This window comes from uncultured Ruminococcus sp. (assembly GCA_902785355.1).
Lineage (GTDB): Bacteria > Bacillota > Clostridia > Oscillospirales > Acutalibacteraceae > Ruminococcoides.
The window spans coordinates 1-14,441 of the sequence record CACZYF010000042.1 but is presented as its reverse complement, the minus strand read 5'-3'; the positions used below and the strand labels follow the sequence as shown (position 1 = coordinate 14,441).

The following is a 14,441-nucleotide window of genomic DNA, read 5'->3' as shown; positions in this document are numbered from 1 at the left end:
GTTGGTCTTTTCGCCATGCTCTCTTTACAAAATTGCAGCCGAGACTTTTATCTCGACTGCAATTCTTTCTTTTCTTGTTTTCTTATCTTAATGATATTGCTGAAAACAGGAGCTTTTCGATAGATTGATCGTATATAGCTTTAATATCGTCTATTGTTGCCGGCTTTACATCTTTTGGCGGAATTGCGATAGTGTCCCCGCCTCTTTCAAACAAACACCATCTCGTGAAAGAGCATTTTTTAAGTTGAGTGTCATTTTTTCATCTATACCATAGAAGCAAAAATAAGGGCAAAATTTAGGTTTTGCTCGTTGAGACAATTTGCTAAACTTATGAGATATTTTAAGTACTACAGATTTCAAATCCACAAGGGATGTGCTGCGACTACATTCTATCAAGAAAAACCTTTCGTATGGCGATACATTAACCCAATCTCGGATAGTTGTCCTCCAGAGCAAGGTACAGCACCTTACCCTGCCGCACATCAAAGCCCCACAGATTTGTGCCTGTGCTGACGTGATAGGCAAGCTGTGCCATCAGAAAACTCTTGCCGATCTTCGGAGAGCCGGCGAAAAGATATGTTCCCCGGTAGAGCAAGCCGTCGATGATCGGCGGCTTGCTCTGATAGGCGCTGTCAAACAGCTCGGTCATTGAGACCGTGTGTAAATACGATTCGTCTATATCGCAGAGGTCATATTTTTCATTCATATTTCAATCCTCCTTTTAGCTGGTTTCTTTATCTCTAAAGTAGCCGGTTTCTTCCCAGACTTTTTTGTCGGGACAGTAGTAGTTGTACTCGCTTGATTTGTCAAGCTTCATAGCATAGCCGAATTTCAGGATGCCCTGTTGCAAACCAACACGGACATATTGAGCGTCCTTGCCGATAGCCTTTGCAATCTCGGTAATGGGAACGTTCCTTCCTGTGAATTTCGGACAATCTATATATAGCTTATTCTCCATAGCATATCCTCCTGTTAATTATTTGCGCACTTTAATTTCGCATATTCATTATATACGCATTTATATGACTTGTCAATACCTAAATCCAGAATTTATGCATTTAAATTTCGTAAATGCACTTGCAATTCACAATCAAGTATGCTATTATTAATATGAGGTGATGACGAAATGGATAATTTGCAAACCTTAATTGGCGAAAGAATCGCCAAACAGCGCAAGCAACTTCGGATTAGTCAGACCGAGCTTGCGGAACAATTAGGAAAATCACTCCGCACCGTGCAGAAGTACGAGAGCGGAGAAATAGATATGTCCGTATCTGTCTTGGAGCAAATATCGGATATATTAAAAATGCCCATCAATTACTTGATGGGCTACGATTCGTCGCATATTAAATTAGAAACATTGGCAGATGTGTATGCGTATCTGTTTGAGTTGGATCGCAAGAAAGAGCTGAAATTTGATATTGATTTTATCAAAGGACCGGAATCCGTCAGAAAAGCGGTTTTATCATTTGACATCAGCGCAGCGGAACTAAATCCAAATTTTTACAATATGATGGATAAATTCCATACGCAGCGAGACGGTTTAGACACATATTGGATTGACTACAATATGTACCGTGATTGGGAGGAAAAGGAACTTCAAAAGAATACTTCCGTTTTTCTTACCGATAAAGAGTATGAAATACTGGATCACGAAACACGTATGAAGCTGTTCAATGAGATTTATATGGAACGAACAGGAAAACAAACCACTAACGATGATACTGAGCAATAAGCTCTTATCATAAAAAAATTACACAAGGAGGTTTTGGAGAGTGAGGTTGCCAAACGGTTACGGCGGCGTCACAAAGCTATCGGGTAGGCGTAGAAAACCCTATATGGTCAGAAAAACTATCGGCTGGCACATTGATGAAAAGACTGACAAAAAGGTTCAGGACTATGTGGTCATAGGCTATGCTGCCACCAAATCGGAGGCGCTGCAAATGCTGGCTGACTACAACAAGAATCCCTTTGACGTGTCCGCTTCCAAGATCACATTCAAGGAAGTGTACGAGCGCTTTACTGCGGAGAAGTTTCCGACAATATCTAAATCCAATATAAACGGCTACAATGCTTCATATAAAGTCTGTGAGCCGCTTTACAACAGGGTATTCAAGGAAATCAAGCTTGCAGAACTGCAAAACGTCGTGGACACCTGCGGTAAGAGCTATCCTTCACTGCGAAAACTGAAAGTTCTGATGGATCAGCTCTACAAATATGCAATGAAAAATGAGCTTTGCAGCAAGAACTATGCGGAGTTCGTGGATATTGCGAAGTTCAAAGACCGCAATCCGAACAAAAGGGACAGAGAGAAATTCACTAAAGAGGAAATCGAACGCCTGTGGAATGTCTCTGAGGACAAATATTATCAGATCGTCCTTATGCTGATCTATTCGGGTGTTAGGATTTCCGAAATGTTGGATCTAAAACGGGAAGATGTAAATCTGAACGAACAGTACTTTGATGTCAAAAAAAGCAAAACAGAAAGCGGTATCAGACGAGTACCGATTGCCGATAAGGTATTACCTTTCTTTAAGAACTGGTATAACGACGGCGAGAGCGATTATCTGCTCCACACCGACAACGGCAGTAAGTTTGAGTACCACAATTATTACGATAGTTATTTTACGCCGCTTATGGTCAATCTGAATATGGATCATACGCCACATTGCACACGACACACTTGTATCTCAATGCTGGCGGAAGCACAGGTAGACCAGACCACAATTAAAAAGATTGTTGGACACAAAGGTGCTATGACGATGACCGAAAAAGTGTACACCCATTTAGACGTTGAGGTGTTAATCAATGCAATCAACAAAATCTAGGCAAAACAAAAAGAGATGTCTTTCCATACTTAGAAAAACATCTCTTTAACTACATAGTTGATTGAGAACTGTTGTTACTTATGTGTTGCTTGCTTGTTGCTTATCTAACACATTTAAGCACATCTCAAACCGTCTGAATACTCCAAAAACCCTGTAAACAGTAGCCTTGAAGCGTGCTGAAAAGCACAAAGATTATCTCTTGGAGAACTGCGGAGCGCGTCTCGCTGCCTTGAGACCGTATTTCTTACGCTCTTTCATTCTCGGGTCACGGGTCAGGAAGCCTGCCTTCTTGAGGGCGGGACGGAGCGCGTCGGAGTCATACTGGAGCAGCGCGCGGGAGATGCCGTGACGGATCGCACCCGCCTGACCGGTAACGCCGCCGCCTGCTACGCGGCAGACAACGTCGAACTTCTCGCCGGTCTCGGTGAGGGCGAGGGGCTGACGAACGATCAGCTTGAGGGTTTCAAGACCGAAGTAATCGTCGATATCTCTGTCGTTGATGGTGATCTTACCGGTGCCGGCGTACAGGCGTACTCTGGCTACAGAAGATTTTCTTCTGCCGGTGCCGTAAAAATAAGGTGCCTTATCGTACATTTAACGTTCCTCCTTCTTAAAATTCCCAAGCTTCGGGCTTCTGAGCCTGATGGGTGTGCTCAGCGCCTTCAAAGAGTCTGAGTCTGAGCAATGCGGCTCTGCCGATGGTGTTGGAGGGAACCATACCCTTAACAGCCAGCTCCATCGCCTTGGTGGGGCGGGTCGCCATCAGGGTAGCATAGTTGGTCTCCTTGAGGTGGCCGACATAACCGGTGTGACGGTACCACTTCTTCTGTTCTAACTTCTTACCGGTGAGGACTGCATCCTTGCAGTTGATGATGATGACGTGGTCGCCGCAATCAACATGAGGGGTGAAGGTGACCTTGTGCTTGCCTCTGAGCAGAACTGCCGCTTCAGCTGCAACCTTACCGAGGGGCTTGCCCGCGGCGTCGATCACGTACCACTTGCGCTCGACTTCGCCTTTTTTAGCCATATATGTGGACATATAGCGTTCCTCCTTCGATTATTCTGTAAGCTTTTTACTTAACGCTCGTATAGTCTATCACTTTCGTGAATGAAAGTCAAGAGAAAGTCCGAATTTTTTTATATAGTGCTCGTTGAGCTTCTTTTATCTCGCTTTATCTCGCTTTTACGCCGTTTTACTCGTTTGCTATTTTTAAAACCATTATATAATAGATAAAACGCTTGACAAACAGGGGATAGGGTGCTATAATAGCCGAGGTGTAAAGCTCTTTGCTTTACAGGAAGGATGGATCCCGCTCCATGAACAGCAAGCTAGAGATATCTCTGCTCTACGACTTCTACGGCGAGCTGCTCCAAAGCTCCCAGCAACGGGTCGTCGAGCTGTATGTCAACGATGATTTGTCGCTCTCAGAGTCCGCGGAACTTCTCGGCATCAGCCGCCAGGGCGTGCGCGATTCCTTAGCCCGCGCCGAGCGCAAGCTGAATGAGTATGAGAAGAAGCTGGGACTGGTCAGGGCGCATCGTGAACAACGCGAGCGCGACGGGAAAATACGTGGGATCATCCGAAACATCCGCGATAACCCGCAGGCAGCCGATGAGCTGCTGACCGAGATAGAAGAGTTGTTGAAGGGAGATGACTGAGCATGGCATTCGAAAGCTTGTCGGATAAGCTGACAAACGCCTTTAAAAAGCTGAAGAGCAAGGGTAAGCTGACCGAAGCCGACGTAAAGGAAGCGATGCGTGAGGTACGTCTGGCGCTTCTTGAAGCCGACGTCAACTATAAGGTCGCCAAGGACTTTACCAACAAGGTCACCGAGCGCGCTATCGGCGCCGACGTGATGGAGAGCCTGACGCCTGCCCAGATGGTCATCAAGATCGTCAACGAGGAGCTGATCGCTCTGATGGGTGACGAGGACGCCCGCGTGGAGTTTTCCTCCAAGCCGCCGACAGTAATCATGCTGTGCGGTCTGCAGGGCGCCGGTAAAACCACCCATGCCGCGAAGCTCGGTAAATACTTCAAGGCGCAGAATCATCGCCCGATGCTGGCGGCGTGCGACATCTACCGACCCGCCGCGATCGAACAGCTGAAGATCGTCGGCGCTCAGGCGGAGGTACCGGTCTTTGAGATGGGTACCGAGAATCCCGTGAAGATCGCGAAGGAAGCGATCCGCCACGCAAAGGACTACGGCAACGATATCGTCATCCTCGATACCGCCGGCCGTCTGCATATCGACGAACAGCTCATGCAGGAGCTGCGCGACATCAAAGCGGAGGTCGACCCCGACGAGATCCTGTTGACCATCGACTCCATGACCGGTCAGGACGCGGTCAACGTCGCTAAGACCTTCAATGAATCGCTGGACATCACCGGCGTCATCCTCACCAAGCTCGACGGCGATACCCGCGGCGGCGCGGCGCTCTCGGTCAAGGCGGTTACCGGTCGTCCGATCAAGTTCTCCGGTACCGGCGAGAAGCTCGATGATCTCGAGGCGTTCCATCCCGACCGTATGGCGTCCCGAATCCTCGGTATGGGCGACGTGCTCACCCTGATCGAGGAAGCGGAGCAGAAGCTCGATGCCGAGAAGGCGGAGGAGCTCGCCAAGAAGATGCTCAAGAACAAAATGGATTTCAACGATTTGCTCGCTCAGCTCGAGCAGGTCCAGAATATGGGTCCCATCAAGGGGATCCTCTCCAAGCTGCCCGGCATCGGCAACAAGGTCGATGATCTCGATATCAACGATCGCGTGCTCGACTGGAACAAGGCGATCATCCTCTCGATGACCCCCGCCGAGCGCGAGCATCCCGGACTGCTGAATCCTTCCCGCAAGCGCAGGATCGCCGCAGGCTCCGGCAGACCGATCGAGGAGGTCAACCGTATCATCAAGCAGCTGGAGCAGACCCAGAAGATGATGCGCCAGTTCACCTCGAAGGGTAAGAAGGGCAAGCAGCTCAGAAAGATGCTCAGCCAGCAGGGCGGAGGCGGCATGCCCCCGATGGGCGGCTTCCCGGGCATGTAATACGCTGATCACGGAGCAATCCGTTCAGATAATTTACGATTGTAAATTAATAGATAAGATTATAAAGCAAGGAGGTTAGAAAAATGGTTAAAATCAGACTCAGAAGAATGGGCGCGAAGAAGAATCCCTTCTATCGCATCGTGGTAGCTGACTCTCGCTATCCCCGCGACGGTCGCTTCATCGAAGAGATCGGTACCTACAACCCCACCACCGAGCCCTCGGAGGTTAAGGTAGACGCCGATAAGGTCAAGGAGTGGATCGCTAAGGGCGCACAGCCGACCGATACCGTAAAGGCTTTATTGAAGAACACAGGCATCATCTAATCAAATAGTATTGTAATGTATTTGCGAAAGGACCATAATTATGAAAGACTTACTTCTTACTATTGCTCAGGGTCTCGTTGAAGATCCTGCTGCGGTTAGCGTAACTGTTGATGAACCTAATGAAGAGGGTACTGTCGTTTACCACATCCACGTGGCAGAGGGCGATATGGGCAGAATCATCGGCAAGCAGGGCAGAATCGCGAAGGCGATCCGCACCGTAGCTCGCTCCGCAGCTATCCGCAAGAACGAGAAGGTTATGGTAGAGATCGACTGATTCCACGTTTCCATAGCACACGCTCAAGAACGCACCCATGCGGTGCGTTTTTTCTTTTGTTCACAAAGGTTTACGGGCTGTGCATTTTTATATTGCATTTGTTCTTTTAATGTGGTAATATTTACTTGCGACATATTACAAGTGAACATTTATTTGTGTAAAGCGTGACTCGGAAATAATTTCTGCGTGTAATTTTTACGCAACAGTCAACTATATTTGTGGTAAAAACATATGCCTCAAGTTGACTGATTGCTCACGCAGTTAGATTCACTTTGTGATATGTCGCAGTATCCGAGGTTATGTGTTTTTCATGCGTGGCTTCGTGCCGCGCATTTTTTTTACTTTACAGGAAACTGCTCGTTTCCGTATAGTAAAAAAAGATTTGTATGCCCGCCCAGTTTTCAGCTGCGCAGAAACGGGCGATGGCTATGCGAAATGCACGCAAATCGAGATTTCTTGTGGTGAAAATGATGTCAAGAGAATTCGGTATCAGGCTGTATTATCTGCGGACGTACAGGAATTATACTCAAACAAAAATCGCGAAAATATTGTGCTTGGAGCGTTCTACCTACAGTAAGTATGAAGCGGGAAAAACAGAGCCAAACTTGCGGACAATAAAAGAGCTGGCGCGGATTTTGGATGTAGATTACAGCGTACTGATCGACCCTGTTCTCAGTGAAACTGAAATCGCGGACTATGAAGAACACAGGAAAATATTCCGGGGTGATAAAAATGATCGAATATATGACAAAAAGTGAAAGACAGGTCATGGAACTGCTGTGGAACAGCGATCAGCCACTGTCATGCACAGAAATCGTAGCCTTATCTCCGAATAAAACTTGGAAAGACAGCTATATTCATTCACTGATCAAATCGCTGATGAGAAAAGGAATCGTCAAAATCGAAGGTTTCGAACCGGTTTCACGCAGCTATGCGCGAAAATTTGCTCCTAAAATCAACTATAACGAATACGTGTTATTATCCGGTTATTCGGAAGAAGAAATCAAAAATACAGATAGCATGATTGACTTAATCAAAACAATCGCAGGCTATTCTGATACGGATCATATAAGAAAAGCGATCACTAACTTGATATAAACAAAACCGTCTTAATACTCATAAAGGGTAATAAGACGGTTTAATTTTTGCTATGATTATGCCTTGAAGTAGGTGATGATGTTCTGGGGACAGGCTTCGACGCACGCGCCGCAGTTTGTACACAGCTCGGGCTGAACGTAAGCGCAGAAGTTCTTGACGGTGACAGCGCCCTGCTCGCACGCCTTCTCGCACTTCTTACAGCCGATACAGCCGATATCGCAGAGCTTGCGTGTCACGCCGCCCTTGTCGTGGTTGGAGCAGCGTACCAGCGCCATATCCTTCTTCGGTACGATCTCGATGATGCCTCTCGGGCACGCCTTCACACAGAGAGTACAGGCGCGGCACTTGCTGTCGTCGACATAAGCGACGCCGTTCGTGACGTGGATCGCGTCGTAGGGACAGGCGGCTTCACAGTCGCCCAGACCCATACAGCCGTAGGAGCAGGCGGTCAGTCCGCCGCCGATCTTCAGCGCGGCGGCGCAGCTCTTGATACCGCTGTACTCCGCCTTATAGTCGGTGTGCTCGAGAGAGCCCATGCACTTGACGACGGCGACCTTAGGCTCGACGGCGCCGGTCTCGACGCCGAGGATCTCGGAGACTGCCTTGGTGCAGGCGAGTCCGCCGGGAGCACAGAGTCCGGGCTCCGCCTCGCCTTTAGCGAGGGCGTTCGCGTAGCCGGAGCAGCCCGAGTAGCCGCAGGCGCCGCAGTTGGCGCCGGGGAGCGCCTCGAGGATGGCTTCCGCCTTCTCGTCCTTCGGCACAGCCATGATGATGGAGGCGAAGGACAGGATCAGTCCGATCAGGAGTCCGATGCCGGCGACGATGCCGACAGCTAATAAAATTCCGTTCATGCCGTACCTCCTTAACCGAGCGGGATGAGCTTATCGACAAAGCCCGCGAACCCGAGGAAGGACAGCGACACCAGCGCCGCGGCGACCAGCGTGATCGGCAGACCCTTGAGCGACTTGGGGATATCGGCGTTCTCGAGCCGTCCGCGTACGCCCGCGAACATGACCATCGCCACAAGGAAGCCGATACCGGCGCCGAAGGCGTTGACCAGCGCGTGGCCGTAGGTGTAGGTATAGGCGGTGGTGGAGTCGACCTTCTGGAGCACCAGCATGGTGACGCCCAGCACGGCACAGTTGGTGGTGATCAGCGGCAGGTAGATGCCCAGCGAGTTATACAGCGCGGGGATGTACTTGCGCAGAACGATCTCGACCAGCTGTACCAGACCCGCGATGATCAGGATGAACAGCACGGTCTGGAGATAATCCAGTCCCATCGGGACCAGCAGATACATATAGATCGGGAAGGTGACCGCCGTCGCGAGCACCATGACAAAGGTGACGGCGACGGACATACCGACCGCGGTGTTCAGCTTTTTGGAAACGCCGAGGAAGGGGCATATTCCGAGGAACTTGGAGAGAACGTAGTTCTCGGTCAGGATCGCCGCGAGGAAAACGGCTACGAGGGATTTGATCAGCATTTACCCCGCCTCCTTTCCGGTTTTCTCGCACGCCTTGTCGGCGCAGTTCTCGGACATCGGGCAGCCGTCGCAGGGAGAGGTCTTGACCTTCTTGCCGGAGCGCTCGTTGAGCTTGTTCGCGAGCATGATCAGCATGCCGAACACGAAGAAGCCGCCGGGGGGCAGGATGAAGATCAGGATCTGGACGGGCATGATCTGGAAGCCGAACAGGGAGCCGGAGCCGAGCAGCTCGCGGATGATACCCATGCACAGCAGCGCCGCCGTGAAGCCGACGCCCATGCCGAGTCCGTCGAGGATCGAGGGGAGGACGGGGTTCTTGCCGGCGAACATCTCGGCTCTGCCCAGGATGATACAGTTAACGACGATCAGCGGCAGATAGATGCCGAGGGAGTCGTTGATCGCGGGAGCGAACGCCTTGACGAGCATCTGGACGACGGAGACGAAGCCCGCGATGATCGTGATGTAGGCGGGGATACGCACCTTGTCGGGGATGACCTTTCTGAGGAGCGAGATGACCGCGTTGGAGCAGACGAGCACCGCCGTAGCGGCTACGCCCATGCCGATCGCGTTGGAGGCGGAGGTGGTGACGGCGAGGGTGGGGCAGGTGCCGAGCACCAGACAGAGAACGGGGTTTTCTTTGATGATACCCTTGGTAAACTCTTTGAAAAGACTTCTTTTAGCCATCACTCACCCTCCTTTACTGAGATATTGCTGTCGTCGGCGCCTCCGGTTGCGGATACGGTACCGACGTTTTCGTTATAGATCTTTGACGCCTCGTTGACCGCCTTGGTGACAGCGCGGGAGCTGATGGTCGCCGAGGTGACCGCGTCGACCGTCTGACCGCTCGAGCTGTCTTTGCTGACATTAACAGCGCCGTCCGCGGTAAGTCCTTTGTACTGGTCTCGGAAACTTGCGTTTGAGGTGTTCTTGCCCAGACCCGGGGTCTCGTCATCGTTGTAGAATACATCTACGCCGATGATCTTACCGTCCATGATACCGGTCATGACCTTGACCTGACCGCCGTAGCCCTGGGTCGCGGTAGAGATCGCGTAGCCGACGGTCTCGCCGCCTTCGTTTTTGCCTTCATAAAGGACGTCGGGGATCAGCTCGTCAAAGGACTGAGCCTCGGGACAGACGTTTTTCATGCTTTGGTTTTTACTCAACAGTTCGTTATAGGCGATCTTGTCGGCGGTAACGTTGTTGGTCAGCGCAAGCGCCGCCGTGACCACCAGACAGATCAGAAACAGGGAGATCGTCGGGATCAAGATCGCTTTGGGGGTTATTTTGTATCTCATTTCTGCTCCCCCTTCTTCTTTTTTATATAGCCCAGCGTACGGGGAACGGTAGCGCGTTCGATCAGCGGGACGAGAATGTTCATCAGGAGAATGGAGAAGGAAACACCCTCGGGCATGTTGGAGTAAGCGCGCAGCAGGATGGTGAAGAAACCGCAGCCTACCGCGAAGATGACCTTGCCCCACTTGGTAACGGGAGAGGTGGTGTAGTCGGTCGCCATGAAGATCGCGCCCAGCAGCAGACCGCCGGAGAGCAGCTGATACAGGGGATCGAGCCCGACGATCAGGCTCATCAGCGCCGCTGTGCCGAGATAGACGCAGGGGATGATGGGGGAGATGACGCGACGGACAACGAGGTAGACGCCGCCGAGGATCAGCGCGACAGCGCAGACCTCACCGATGGAGCCGCCGCAGCGACCGATCAGCAGATCGATGTAGGAGTAGACGCCGGGAGCGGCAGCGAGCGGGGTAGCGGAGGTGGTCGCGTCTATCTGAGCCGCCGCGGGAGCACCTGCGGCAGTGACCCAGTGCATCATCGCCGAGGGGAAGGATACCAGCAGAACGATACGCGCCGCTAAAGCGGGGTTGACGAAGTTCATGCCGATACCGCCGAACATCTGCTTGACCACGACGATCGCGATCAGACAGCCGAACATGGCGATCAGCGGGTTGATGTCGACCGGCAGGTTCAAGGCGAGCAGCAGACCCGTGACGACCGCGGACAGGTCGCCGATGGTGGTGTCGCGCTTCATGATCTTGCGCGAGGCGTACTCGAGCAGAACGCAGGTGGAAACGCATACGCCGATCAGTACCATCGAGCGCAGACCGAAGATCACGCATGCCGCGATCGCGGCGGGACACAGCGCGATAATCACGTCGAGCATGATGCGGCGGGTGCTGTTATTGCCTTTAAAATGTGGGGAGGAGGATACATGTAATTTTGCTTCCATTACTTTTTACCTCCTTTATTCGCGGCGATCTCTTCACGCTTCGCCTTCTGGATCAGCGCCTTGCCCATGCGGATATTCTGCACCAGATGGCGCTTGGCAGGGCAGGTGAAGGAGCAGCAGCCGCACTCCATACAGTTCATGGCGTTATACGCCTTGAGGGCGTCGATGTCGCCGCGGTTGGCGGCGTTGGCAAGCTCTAAGGGCTGTAATCTCATCGGGCAGGCGTCGAGGCACTTGCCGCAGCGGATACAGGCGGTGGGCTCGTTGAAACGCGCCTCCTTCTCAGAGAGAGCGAGGATCGCGTTGTTCTGCTTCAATACATACAGGTCGTCGTTCGGGAGTGAGATTCCCATCATCGGGCCGCCCATGATCAGCTTGTAGGGCTGTTCCTTATAGCCGCCTACGAAGTCGATGACCTCCTTGATCGGGGTACCGATCGGAACGATGACGTTGACGGGGTTCTCGATACAGCCGCCGTCTACCGTCAGCCGGCGGGAGATCAGCGGGATGCCGGTCTTGAGGTAACGGGAGATGAAGGCGATCGAGCCGACGTTCATGACGAGGCAGCCCGCGTCGGAGGGCAGTCCGCCGACCGGTACCTCGCGCCCGGTACACGCCTTGATGAGGATCTTCTCAGCGCCCTGCGGGTAGGTCGCCTTGATCGGCAGAACGCGGATCTCGTCCTCGGGATCGATCGAGCTGTCGGCGATCTCGCGCAGCGCCTTGATCGCGTCGGGCTTGTTGTTCTCGATACCGATGATGACGCGGTGGATATTCAGAAATTCCTTGACCGTGATGATGCCCGAGATAACGTCCCAGCTGTTCTCCAGGATCTCGCGATGGTCGGAGGTGATGTAGGGCTCGCACTCGGCGACGTTGATGATCAGGGTATCGACGTTCTTGTCCGAGGGGATATTGAGCTTGACGGCAGTCGGGAAGCCCGCGCCGCCTAAGCCGACCAGTCCGCTGTTGCGTACGGCGGTGATCAGGTCGGAGAGGGTGTCGACCTTCGGGGGCTTGATATCGGGAGAGAGGCGCTGTTCGCCGTCGCTCTCGATGAAGATGGCTTCTACCTTTGAGCCGTCGGGCATAGTGATCTTGTCGATTTTCTTGACCTTACCGGAGACGCTCGCGTGGATGGGAGCGCTGACAAAGGCGTCGGAGCCGGCGATCTGCTGGCCGACGTCTACCGTGTCGCCGACCTTGACCATCGGCTTGCACGGAGCGCCGATATGCTGGGTCATCGGCAAAGCGACGATCGCGGGCACCGGCATCATCACGCTCTCTTTATGAGCGGTGTTCTTGTTGTGCGGTGCGTGTACGCCGCCCTTGGTGCGGTAGGGTCGCTTGGGAAAGCTTAGCTCAGCCAAGATGATTCCTCCTTTTTATACGATAAGTATTCGTAAAGTGCATGTATAAAACTTAACCAATTATATATAATAACATTATATATGGCTTTTTTCAATAAGGGAAAGCCTGTTAAAAAATTAACTTTTGAAAGGATATTCCTTATGCAGTTTATCTTTGCATTTTTAGTCGGGGGTACGCTGTGTCTGATCGGACAGCTTTTGATCGACCTGACCTCGCTGACGCCCGCGCGGATACTGACGGGCTTTGTGGTAGCGGGAGTGGTGCTGTCTGCGATCGGGCTGTATCAGCCGCTGGTCGAGCTTGCGGGAGCGGGCGCGACGGTTCCGCTGTCGGGCTTCGGTCATCTGATGGCGACGGGTGTGCGCGAAGCGGTGGATAAGGACGGCGCGATCGGGATCCTCACCGGCGCTCTGACTGCGGCGGCAGGCGGAATCTCGGCGGCGGTGGTGTTCTCGCTCTTTGCGGGACTGCTCAGCAAGCCGAAGGAAAAGTGATTTTTCGACAAACCTAAAGGCGGAGGGCTGTTGCCCTCCGCCTTTAGTGCTTACTGTATTGAATAATCGAGGTATTCCTCTAGCTGTTCATCGTCCTTCTTTTGCTTTTCCTTCATAATCAGAAAAGCGGTGACTGCAGCAGAAAGTGCCGCTACAGCAGAAATGATGCAAACGAGCCATTTCCAAGTACTTTTCTTTTCCATGCCAAGCCTCCTAATGGTTTCTATGCTAATAGTATAACGATATGCTAAAATAATAACAGCAAAATCTCCAAATGTCAATATCTGGTGTGTAAGTTTACGAAATGTTTTTAAAAAGACGGCATATCTAGTGGCTGAGAAAGAAAGAAAAACAGAAAAATCCCCGGGGATCGCTCCTCGGGGATCGTGATATTTGTGAATCAGTGATTATGTGGGCAGATGAGCCGCGTCCCACTTAGCGAAGGTGGTCATTTCAGCCAGAACACGCTGGATCAGGGTAACGTCGATGACGTCAACAGTGCCGTCCAGATCAGCGTCTGCGTTCTTCATGTTCAGGTCATCCTCAGTAACCAGCTCAACGATGAAGCGCTGGATGAGGGTAACGTCGAGAGAATCGAGTTCACCGCTGTTATCAGCGTCGCCGCGGCCGGGATCGACAGGAGCCTCGGTGGGAGCCTCGGTGGGAGCCTCGGTGGGAGCCTCGGTGGGAGCCTCGGTGGGAGCCTCGGTAGGAGCCTCGGTGGGAGCCTCGGTGGGAGCTTCGGTGGGAGCCTCGGTGGGAGCCTCGGTCGGAGCTGCGGCTACGGGCAGGGTAGAAGTTTCATAGCTCCAGGTAGTAGTTACAGCGTTTTCCTCGAAAGCGGACTTGACGAAATCCTTAGTCAGACCTAAAGCGGTGCCGATATCGTCGATCATCTGCTGCTCGGTCTTGGTGGAGTAGATACGGGCGTTTTCGATACCCTGTTTACCGGTAGCGGTCAGGAATGAGGTAAAGACGGTCTCGCCGGTCTCGCCTGCGGGGAGGCAGGTACCGATAACGTTACCGGTAGAGGAGATCTGGAGACGGGGGCCGTAATCAGCGGCGTTTAAATCTTCCCAGAAAGCAAGGATAGACAGCTTGGAGCTATCGACAGGGTTCTCAACCTTGTTCTCGGTATCGGCGTAAGCGATATGGCCGAGGCAGGTGGTATCCATCAGCAGGGAATAGGTTTCGGTATCGCCTAAGGTAAAGATGATCGCGTACTGCTCGCCGTCCTTGAGATTCATACCCTTAGCGGCGGGATCGTAGGAGAAAACGCCGGTGAAGTTG

Annotated in this window: 20 protein-coding genes and 1 pseudogene; 9 read left to right on the top strand and 12 right to left on the bottom strand. The window is 52.1% G+C overall.

From position 1 onward, the window contains the following. Nucleotides 1-427: 427 nt before the first annotated feature. Both R2I50_RS09030 and R2I50_RS09025 read right to left on the bottom strand, forming a co-directional pair. Nucleotides 428-706, bottom strand: a pseudogene (locus R2I50_RS09030) (AAA family ATPase); the annotation flags it as partial. Between the two features lie 15 nt (nucleotides 707-721). Continuing rightward, nucleotides 722-958: a hypothetical protein gene (locus R2I50_RS09025; RefSeq protein WP_316608820.1), complete on the bottom strand. Its 237-nt coding sequence runs from the start codon at nucleotides 956-958 to the stop codon at nucleotides 722-724. Nucleotides 959-1,126: 168 nt separating this feature from the next. Here R2I50_RS09025 and R2I50_RS09020 point away from each other — a divergent pair, with 168 nt between their 5' ends. Continuing rightward, on the top strand, nucleotides 1,127-1,735 hold the full coding sequence (locus tag R2I50_RS09020; RefSeq protein WP_316608819.1) for a helix-turn-helix transcriptional regulator: 609 nt from the start codon (nucleotides 1,127-1,129) through the stop codon (nucleotides 1,733-1,735). Between the two features lie 40 nt (nucleotides 1,736-1,775). Beyond that, nucleotides 1,776-2,828: a site-specific integrase gene (locus R2I50_RS09015; protein WP_316608818.1), complete on the top strand. Its 1,053-nt coding sequence runs from the start codon at nucleotides 1,776-1,778 to the stop codon at nucleotides 2,826-2,828. Nucleotides 2,829-3,020: 192 nt separating this feature from the next. Here the strand turns inward: R2I50_RS09015 and rpsI are convergent, their stop codons facing one another. Both rpsI and rplM read right to left on the bottom strand, forming a co-directional pair. Then, a complete protein-coding gene (rpsI, locus tag R2I50_RS09010; RefSeq protein ID WP_316608817.1) occupies nucleotides 3,021-3,422 on the bottom strand; it encodes a 30S ribosomal protein S9 in 402 nt (133 codons plus the stop codon). 16 nt (nucleotides 3,423-3,438) lie between these two features. After that, nucleotides 3,439-3,867 carry a 50S ribosomal protein L13 gene (rplM, locus tag R2I50_RS09005; protein WP_316608816.1) on the bottom strand — a complete coding sequence of 143 codons (429 nt, stop codon included), beginning with the start codon at nucleotides 3,865-3,867 and terminating at the stop codon, nucleotides 3,439-3,441. Nucleotides 3,868-4,145: 278 nt separating this feature from the next. On the opposite strand from rplM, the gene ylxM reads away from it, so the two are divergent. The 6 genes from ylxM (at nucleotide 4,146) to R2I50_RS08980 (ending at nucleotide 7,558) form a co-directional block, all read left to right on the top strand. Then, the gene (gene ylxM / locus R2I50_RS09000) at nucleotides 4,146-4,487 is read left to right on the top strand and encodes a YlxM family DNA-binding protein (protein WP_316608815.1); all 342 of its coding nucleotides are present in this window, start codon (nucleotides 4,146-4,148) and stop codon (nucleotides 4,485-4,487) included. A 2-nt stretch (nucleotides 4,488-4,489) separates the two neighbouring features. Next, nucleotides 4,490-5,863, top strand: a complete 1,374-nt coding sequence (ffh, locus tag R2I50_RS08995) for a signal recognition particle protein (protein WP_316608814.1) — start codon at nucleotides 4,490-4,492, stop codon at nucleotides 5,861-5,863. Between the two features lie 83 nt (nucleotides 5,864-5,946). Then, on the top strand, nucleotides 5,947-6,186 hold the full coding sequence (gene rpsP / locus R2I50_RS08990; RefSeq protein ID WP_316608813.1) for a 30S ribosomal protein S16: 240 nt from the start codon (nucleotides 5,947-5,949) through the stop codon (nucleotides 6,184-6,186). Nucleotides 6,187-6,226: 40 nt separating this feature from the next. Next, nucleotides 6,227-6,460 carry a KH domain-containing protein gene (locus R2I50_RS08985; RefSeq protein ID WP_316608812.1) on the top strand — a complete coding sequence of 78 codons (234 nt, stop codon included), beginning with the start codon at nucleotides 6,227-6,229 and terminating at the stop codon, nucleotides 6,458-6,460. A gap of 386 nt (nucleotides 6,461-6,846) precedes the next feature. After that, the gene (locus R2I50_RS10135) at nucleotides 6,847-7,218 is read left to right on the top strand and encodes a helix-turn-helix domain-containing protein (protein ID WP_399552881.1); all 372 of its coding nucleotides are present in this window, start codon (nucleotides 6,847-6,849) and stop codon (nucleotides 7,216-7,218) included. Further along, the gene (locus tag R2I50_RS08980) at nucleotides 7,193-7,558 is read left to right on the top strand and encodes a BlaI/MecI/CopY family transcriptional regulator (protein WP_316608811.1); all 366 of its coding nucleotides are present in this window, start codon (nucleotides 7,193-7,195) and stop codon (nucleotides 7,556-7,558) included. The genes R2I50_RS10135 and R2I50_RS08980 overlap by 26 nt, the downstream gene beginning before the upstream one ends. A 56-nt stretch (nucleotides 7,559-7,614) precedes the next feature. Here R2I50_RS08980 and R2I50_RS08975 read toward each other — a convergent pair whose 3' ends face one another. Genes R2I50_RS08975 through rsxC form a run of 6 tightly spaced genes read right to left on the bottom strand, consistent with a single transcriptional unit; the run spans nucleotide 7,615 to nucleotide 12,656 of the window. Then, nucleotides 7,615-8,409, bottom strand: a complete 795-nt coding sequence (locus tag R2I50_RS08975) for an RnfABCDGE type electron transport complex subunit B (protein WP_316608810.1) — start codon at nucleotides 8,407-8,409, stop codon at nucleotides 7,615-7,617. A gap of 11 nt (nucleotides 8,410-8,420) precedes the next feature. Then, complete coding sequence (locus tag R2I50_RS08970) at nucleotides 8,421-9,044, bottom strand: RnfABCDGE type electron transport complex subunit A (protein ID WP_316608809.1); 624 nt, start codon at nucleotides 9,042-9,044, stop codon at nucleotides 8,421-8,423. Continuing rightward, nucleotides 9,045-9,728, bottom strand: a complete 684-nt coding sequence (locus tag R2I50_RS08965; protein WP_316608808.1) for an electron transport complex subunit E — start codon at nucleotides 9,726-9,728, stop codon at nucleotides 9,045-9,047. It lies immediately after the preceding gene. Then, nucleotides 9,728-10,339, bottom strand: a complete 612-nt coding sequence (locus R2I50_RS08960; RefSeq protein ID WP_316608807.1) for an RnfABCDGE type electron transport complex subunit G — start codon at nucleotides 10,337-10,339, stop codon at nucleotides 9,728-9,730. Before R2I50_RS08960 ends, R2I50_RS08965 begins: the two co-directional genes overlap by 1 nt. Further along, nucleotides 10,336-11,286, bottom strand: coding sequence for an RnfABCDGE type electron transport complex subunit D (locus tag R2I50_RS08955; protein WP_316608806.1), 951 nt, complete (start codon nucleotides 11,284-11,286; stop codon nucleotides 10,336-10,338). Before R2I50_RS08955 ends, R2I50_RS08960 begins: the two co-directional genes overlap by 4 nt. Continuing rightward, nucleotides 11,286-12,656, bottom strand: a complete 1,371-nt coding sequence (rsxC, locus tag R2I50_RS08950; RefSeq protein WP_316608805.1) for an electron transport complex subunit RsxC — start codon at nucleotides 12,654-12,656, stop codon at nucleotides 11,286-11,288. The genes R2I50_RS08955 and rsxC overlap by 1 nt, the downstream gene beginning before the upstream one ends. A gap of 141 nt (nucleotides 12,657-12,797) precedes the next feature. Between rsxC and spoVAE the strand changes: the two genes are divergently transcribed. Beyond that, nucleotides 12,798-13,151, top strand: coding sequence for a stage V sporulation protein AE (gene spoVAE, locus R2I50_RS08945; RefSeq protein ID WP_316608804.1), 354 nt, complete (start codon nucleotides 12,798-12,800; stop codon nucleotides 13,149-13,151). Between the two features lie 50 nt (nucleotides 13,152-13,201). Here the strand turns inward: spoVAE and R2I50_RS08940 are convergent, their stop codons facing one another. Then, the gene (locus R2I50_RS08940; protein ID WP_316608803.1) at nucleotides 13,202-13,354 is read right to left on the bottom strand and encodes a hypothetical protein; all 153 of its coding nucleotides are present in this window, start codon (nucleotides 13,352-13,354) and stop codon (nucleotides 13,202-13,204) included. Nucleotides 13,355-13,558: 204 nt separating this feature from the next. Continuing rightward, nucleotides 13,559-14,441 (bottom strand): dockerin type I domain-containing protein (locus tag R2I50_RS08935; RefSeq protein ID WP_399552879.1); only part of this gene is annotated, 883 nt, incomplete at its 5' end.

Bases quoted from the DNA above. Each gene is read 5' to 3' on its own strand.
- R2I50_RS09025 (WP_316608820.1), bottom strand. From the start codon at position 958: ATGGAGAATAAGCTATATATAGATTGTCCGAAATTCACAGGAAGGAAC.
- R2I50_RS09020 (WP_316608819.1), top strand. From the start codon at position 1,127: ATGGATAATTTGCAAACCTTAATTGGCGAAAGAATCGCCAAACAGCGC.
- rpsI (WP_316608817.1), bottom strand. From the start codon at position 3,422: ATGTACGATAAGGCACCTTATTTTTACGGCACCGGCAGAAGAAAATCT.
- rplM (WP_316608816.1), bottom strand. From the start codon at position 3,867: ATGTCCACATATATGGCTAAAAAAGGCGAAGTCGAGCGCAAGTGGTAC.
- ylxM (WP_316608815.1), top strand. From the start codon at position 4,146: ATGAACAGCAAGCTAGAGATATCTCTGCTCTACGACTTCTACGGCGAG.
- ffh (WP_316608814.1), top strand. From the start codon at position 4,490: ATGGCATTCGAAAGCTTGTCGGATAAGCTGACAAACGCCTTTAAAAAG.
- rpsP (WP_316608813.1), top strand. From the start codon at position 5,947: ATGGTTAAAATCAGACTCAGAAGAATGGGCGCGAAGAAGAATCCCTTC.
- R2I50_RS08985 (WP_316608812.1), top strand. From the start codon at position 6,227: ATGAAAGACTTACTTCTTACTATTGCTCAGGGTCTCGTTGAAGATCCT.
- R2I50_RS10135 (WP_399552881.1), top strand. From the start codon at position 6,847: ATGCCCGCCCAGTTTTCAGCTGCGCAGAAACGGGCGATGGCTATGCGA.
- R2I50_RS08980 (WP_316608811.1), top strand. From the start codon at position 7,193: ATGATCGAATATATGACAAAAAGTGAAAGACAGGTCATGGAACTGCTG.
- R2I50_RS08975 (WP_316608810.1), bottom strand. From the start codon at position 8,409: ATGAACGGAATTTTATTAGCTGTCGGCATCGTCGCCGGCATCGGACTC.
- R2I50_RS08970 (WP_316608809.1), bottom strand. From the start codon at position 9,044: ATGCTGATCAAATCCCTCGTAGCCGTTTTCCTCGCGGCGATCCTGACC.
- R2I50_RS08965 (WP_316608808.1), bottom strand. From the start codon at position 9,728: ATGGCTAAAAGAAGTCTTTTCAAAGAGTTTACCAAGGGTATCATCAAA.
- R2I50_RS08960 (WP_316608807.1), bottom strand. From the start codon at position 10,339: ATGAGATACAAAATAACCCCCAAAGCGATCTTGATCCCGACGATCTCC.
- R2I50_RS08955 (WP_316608806.1), bottom strand. From the start codon at position 11,286: ATGGAAGCAAAATTACATGTATCCTCCTCCCCACATTTTAAAGGCAAT.
- spoVAE (WP_316608804.1), top strand. From the start codon at position 12,798: ATGCAGTTTATCTTTGCATTTTTAGTCGGGGGTACGCTGTGTCTGATC.
- R2I50_RS08940 (WP_316608803.1), bottom strand. From the start codon at position 13,354: ATGGAAAAGAAAAGTACTTGGAAATGGCTCGTTTGCATCATTTCTGCT.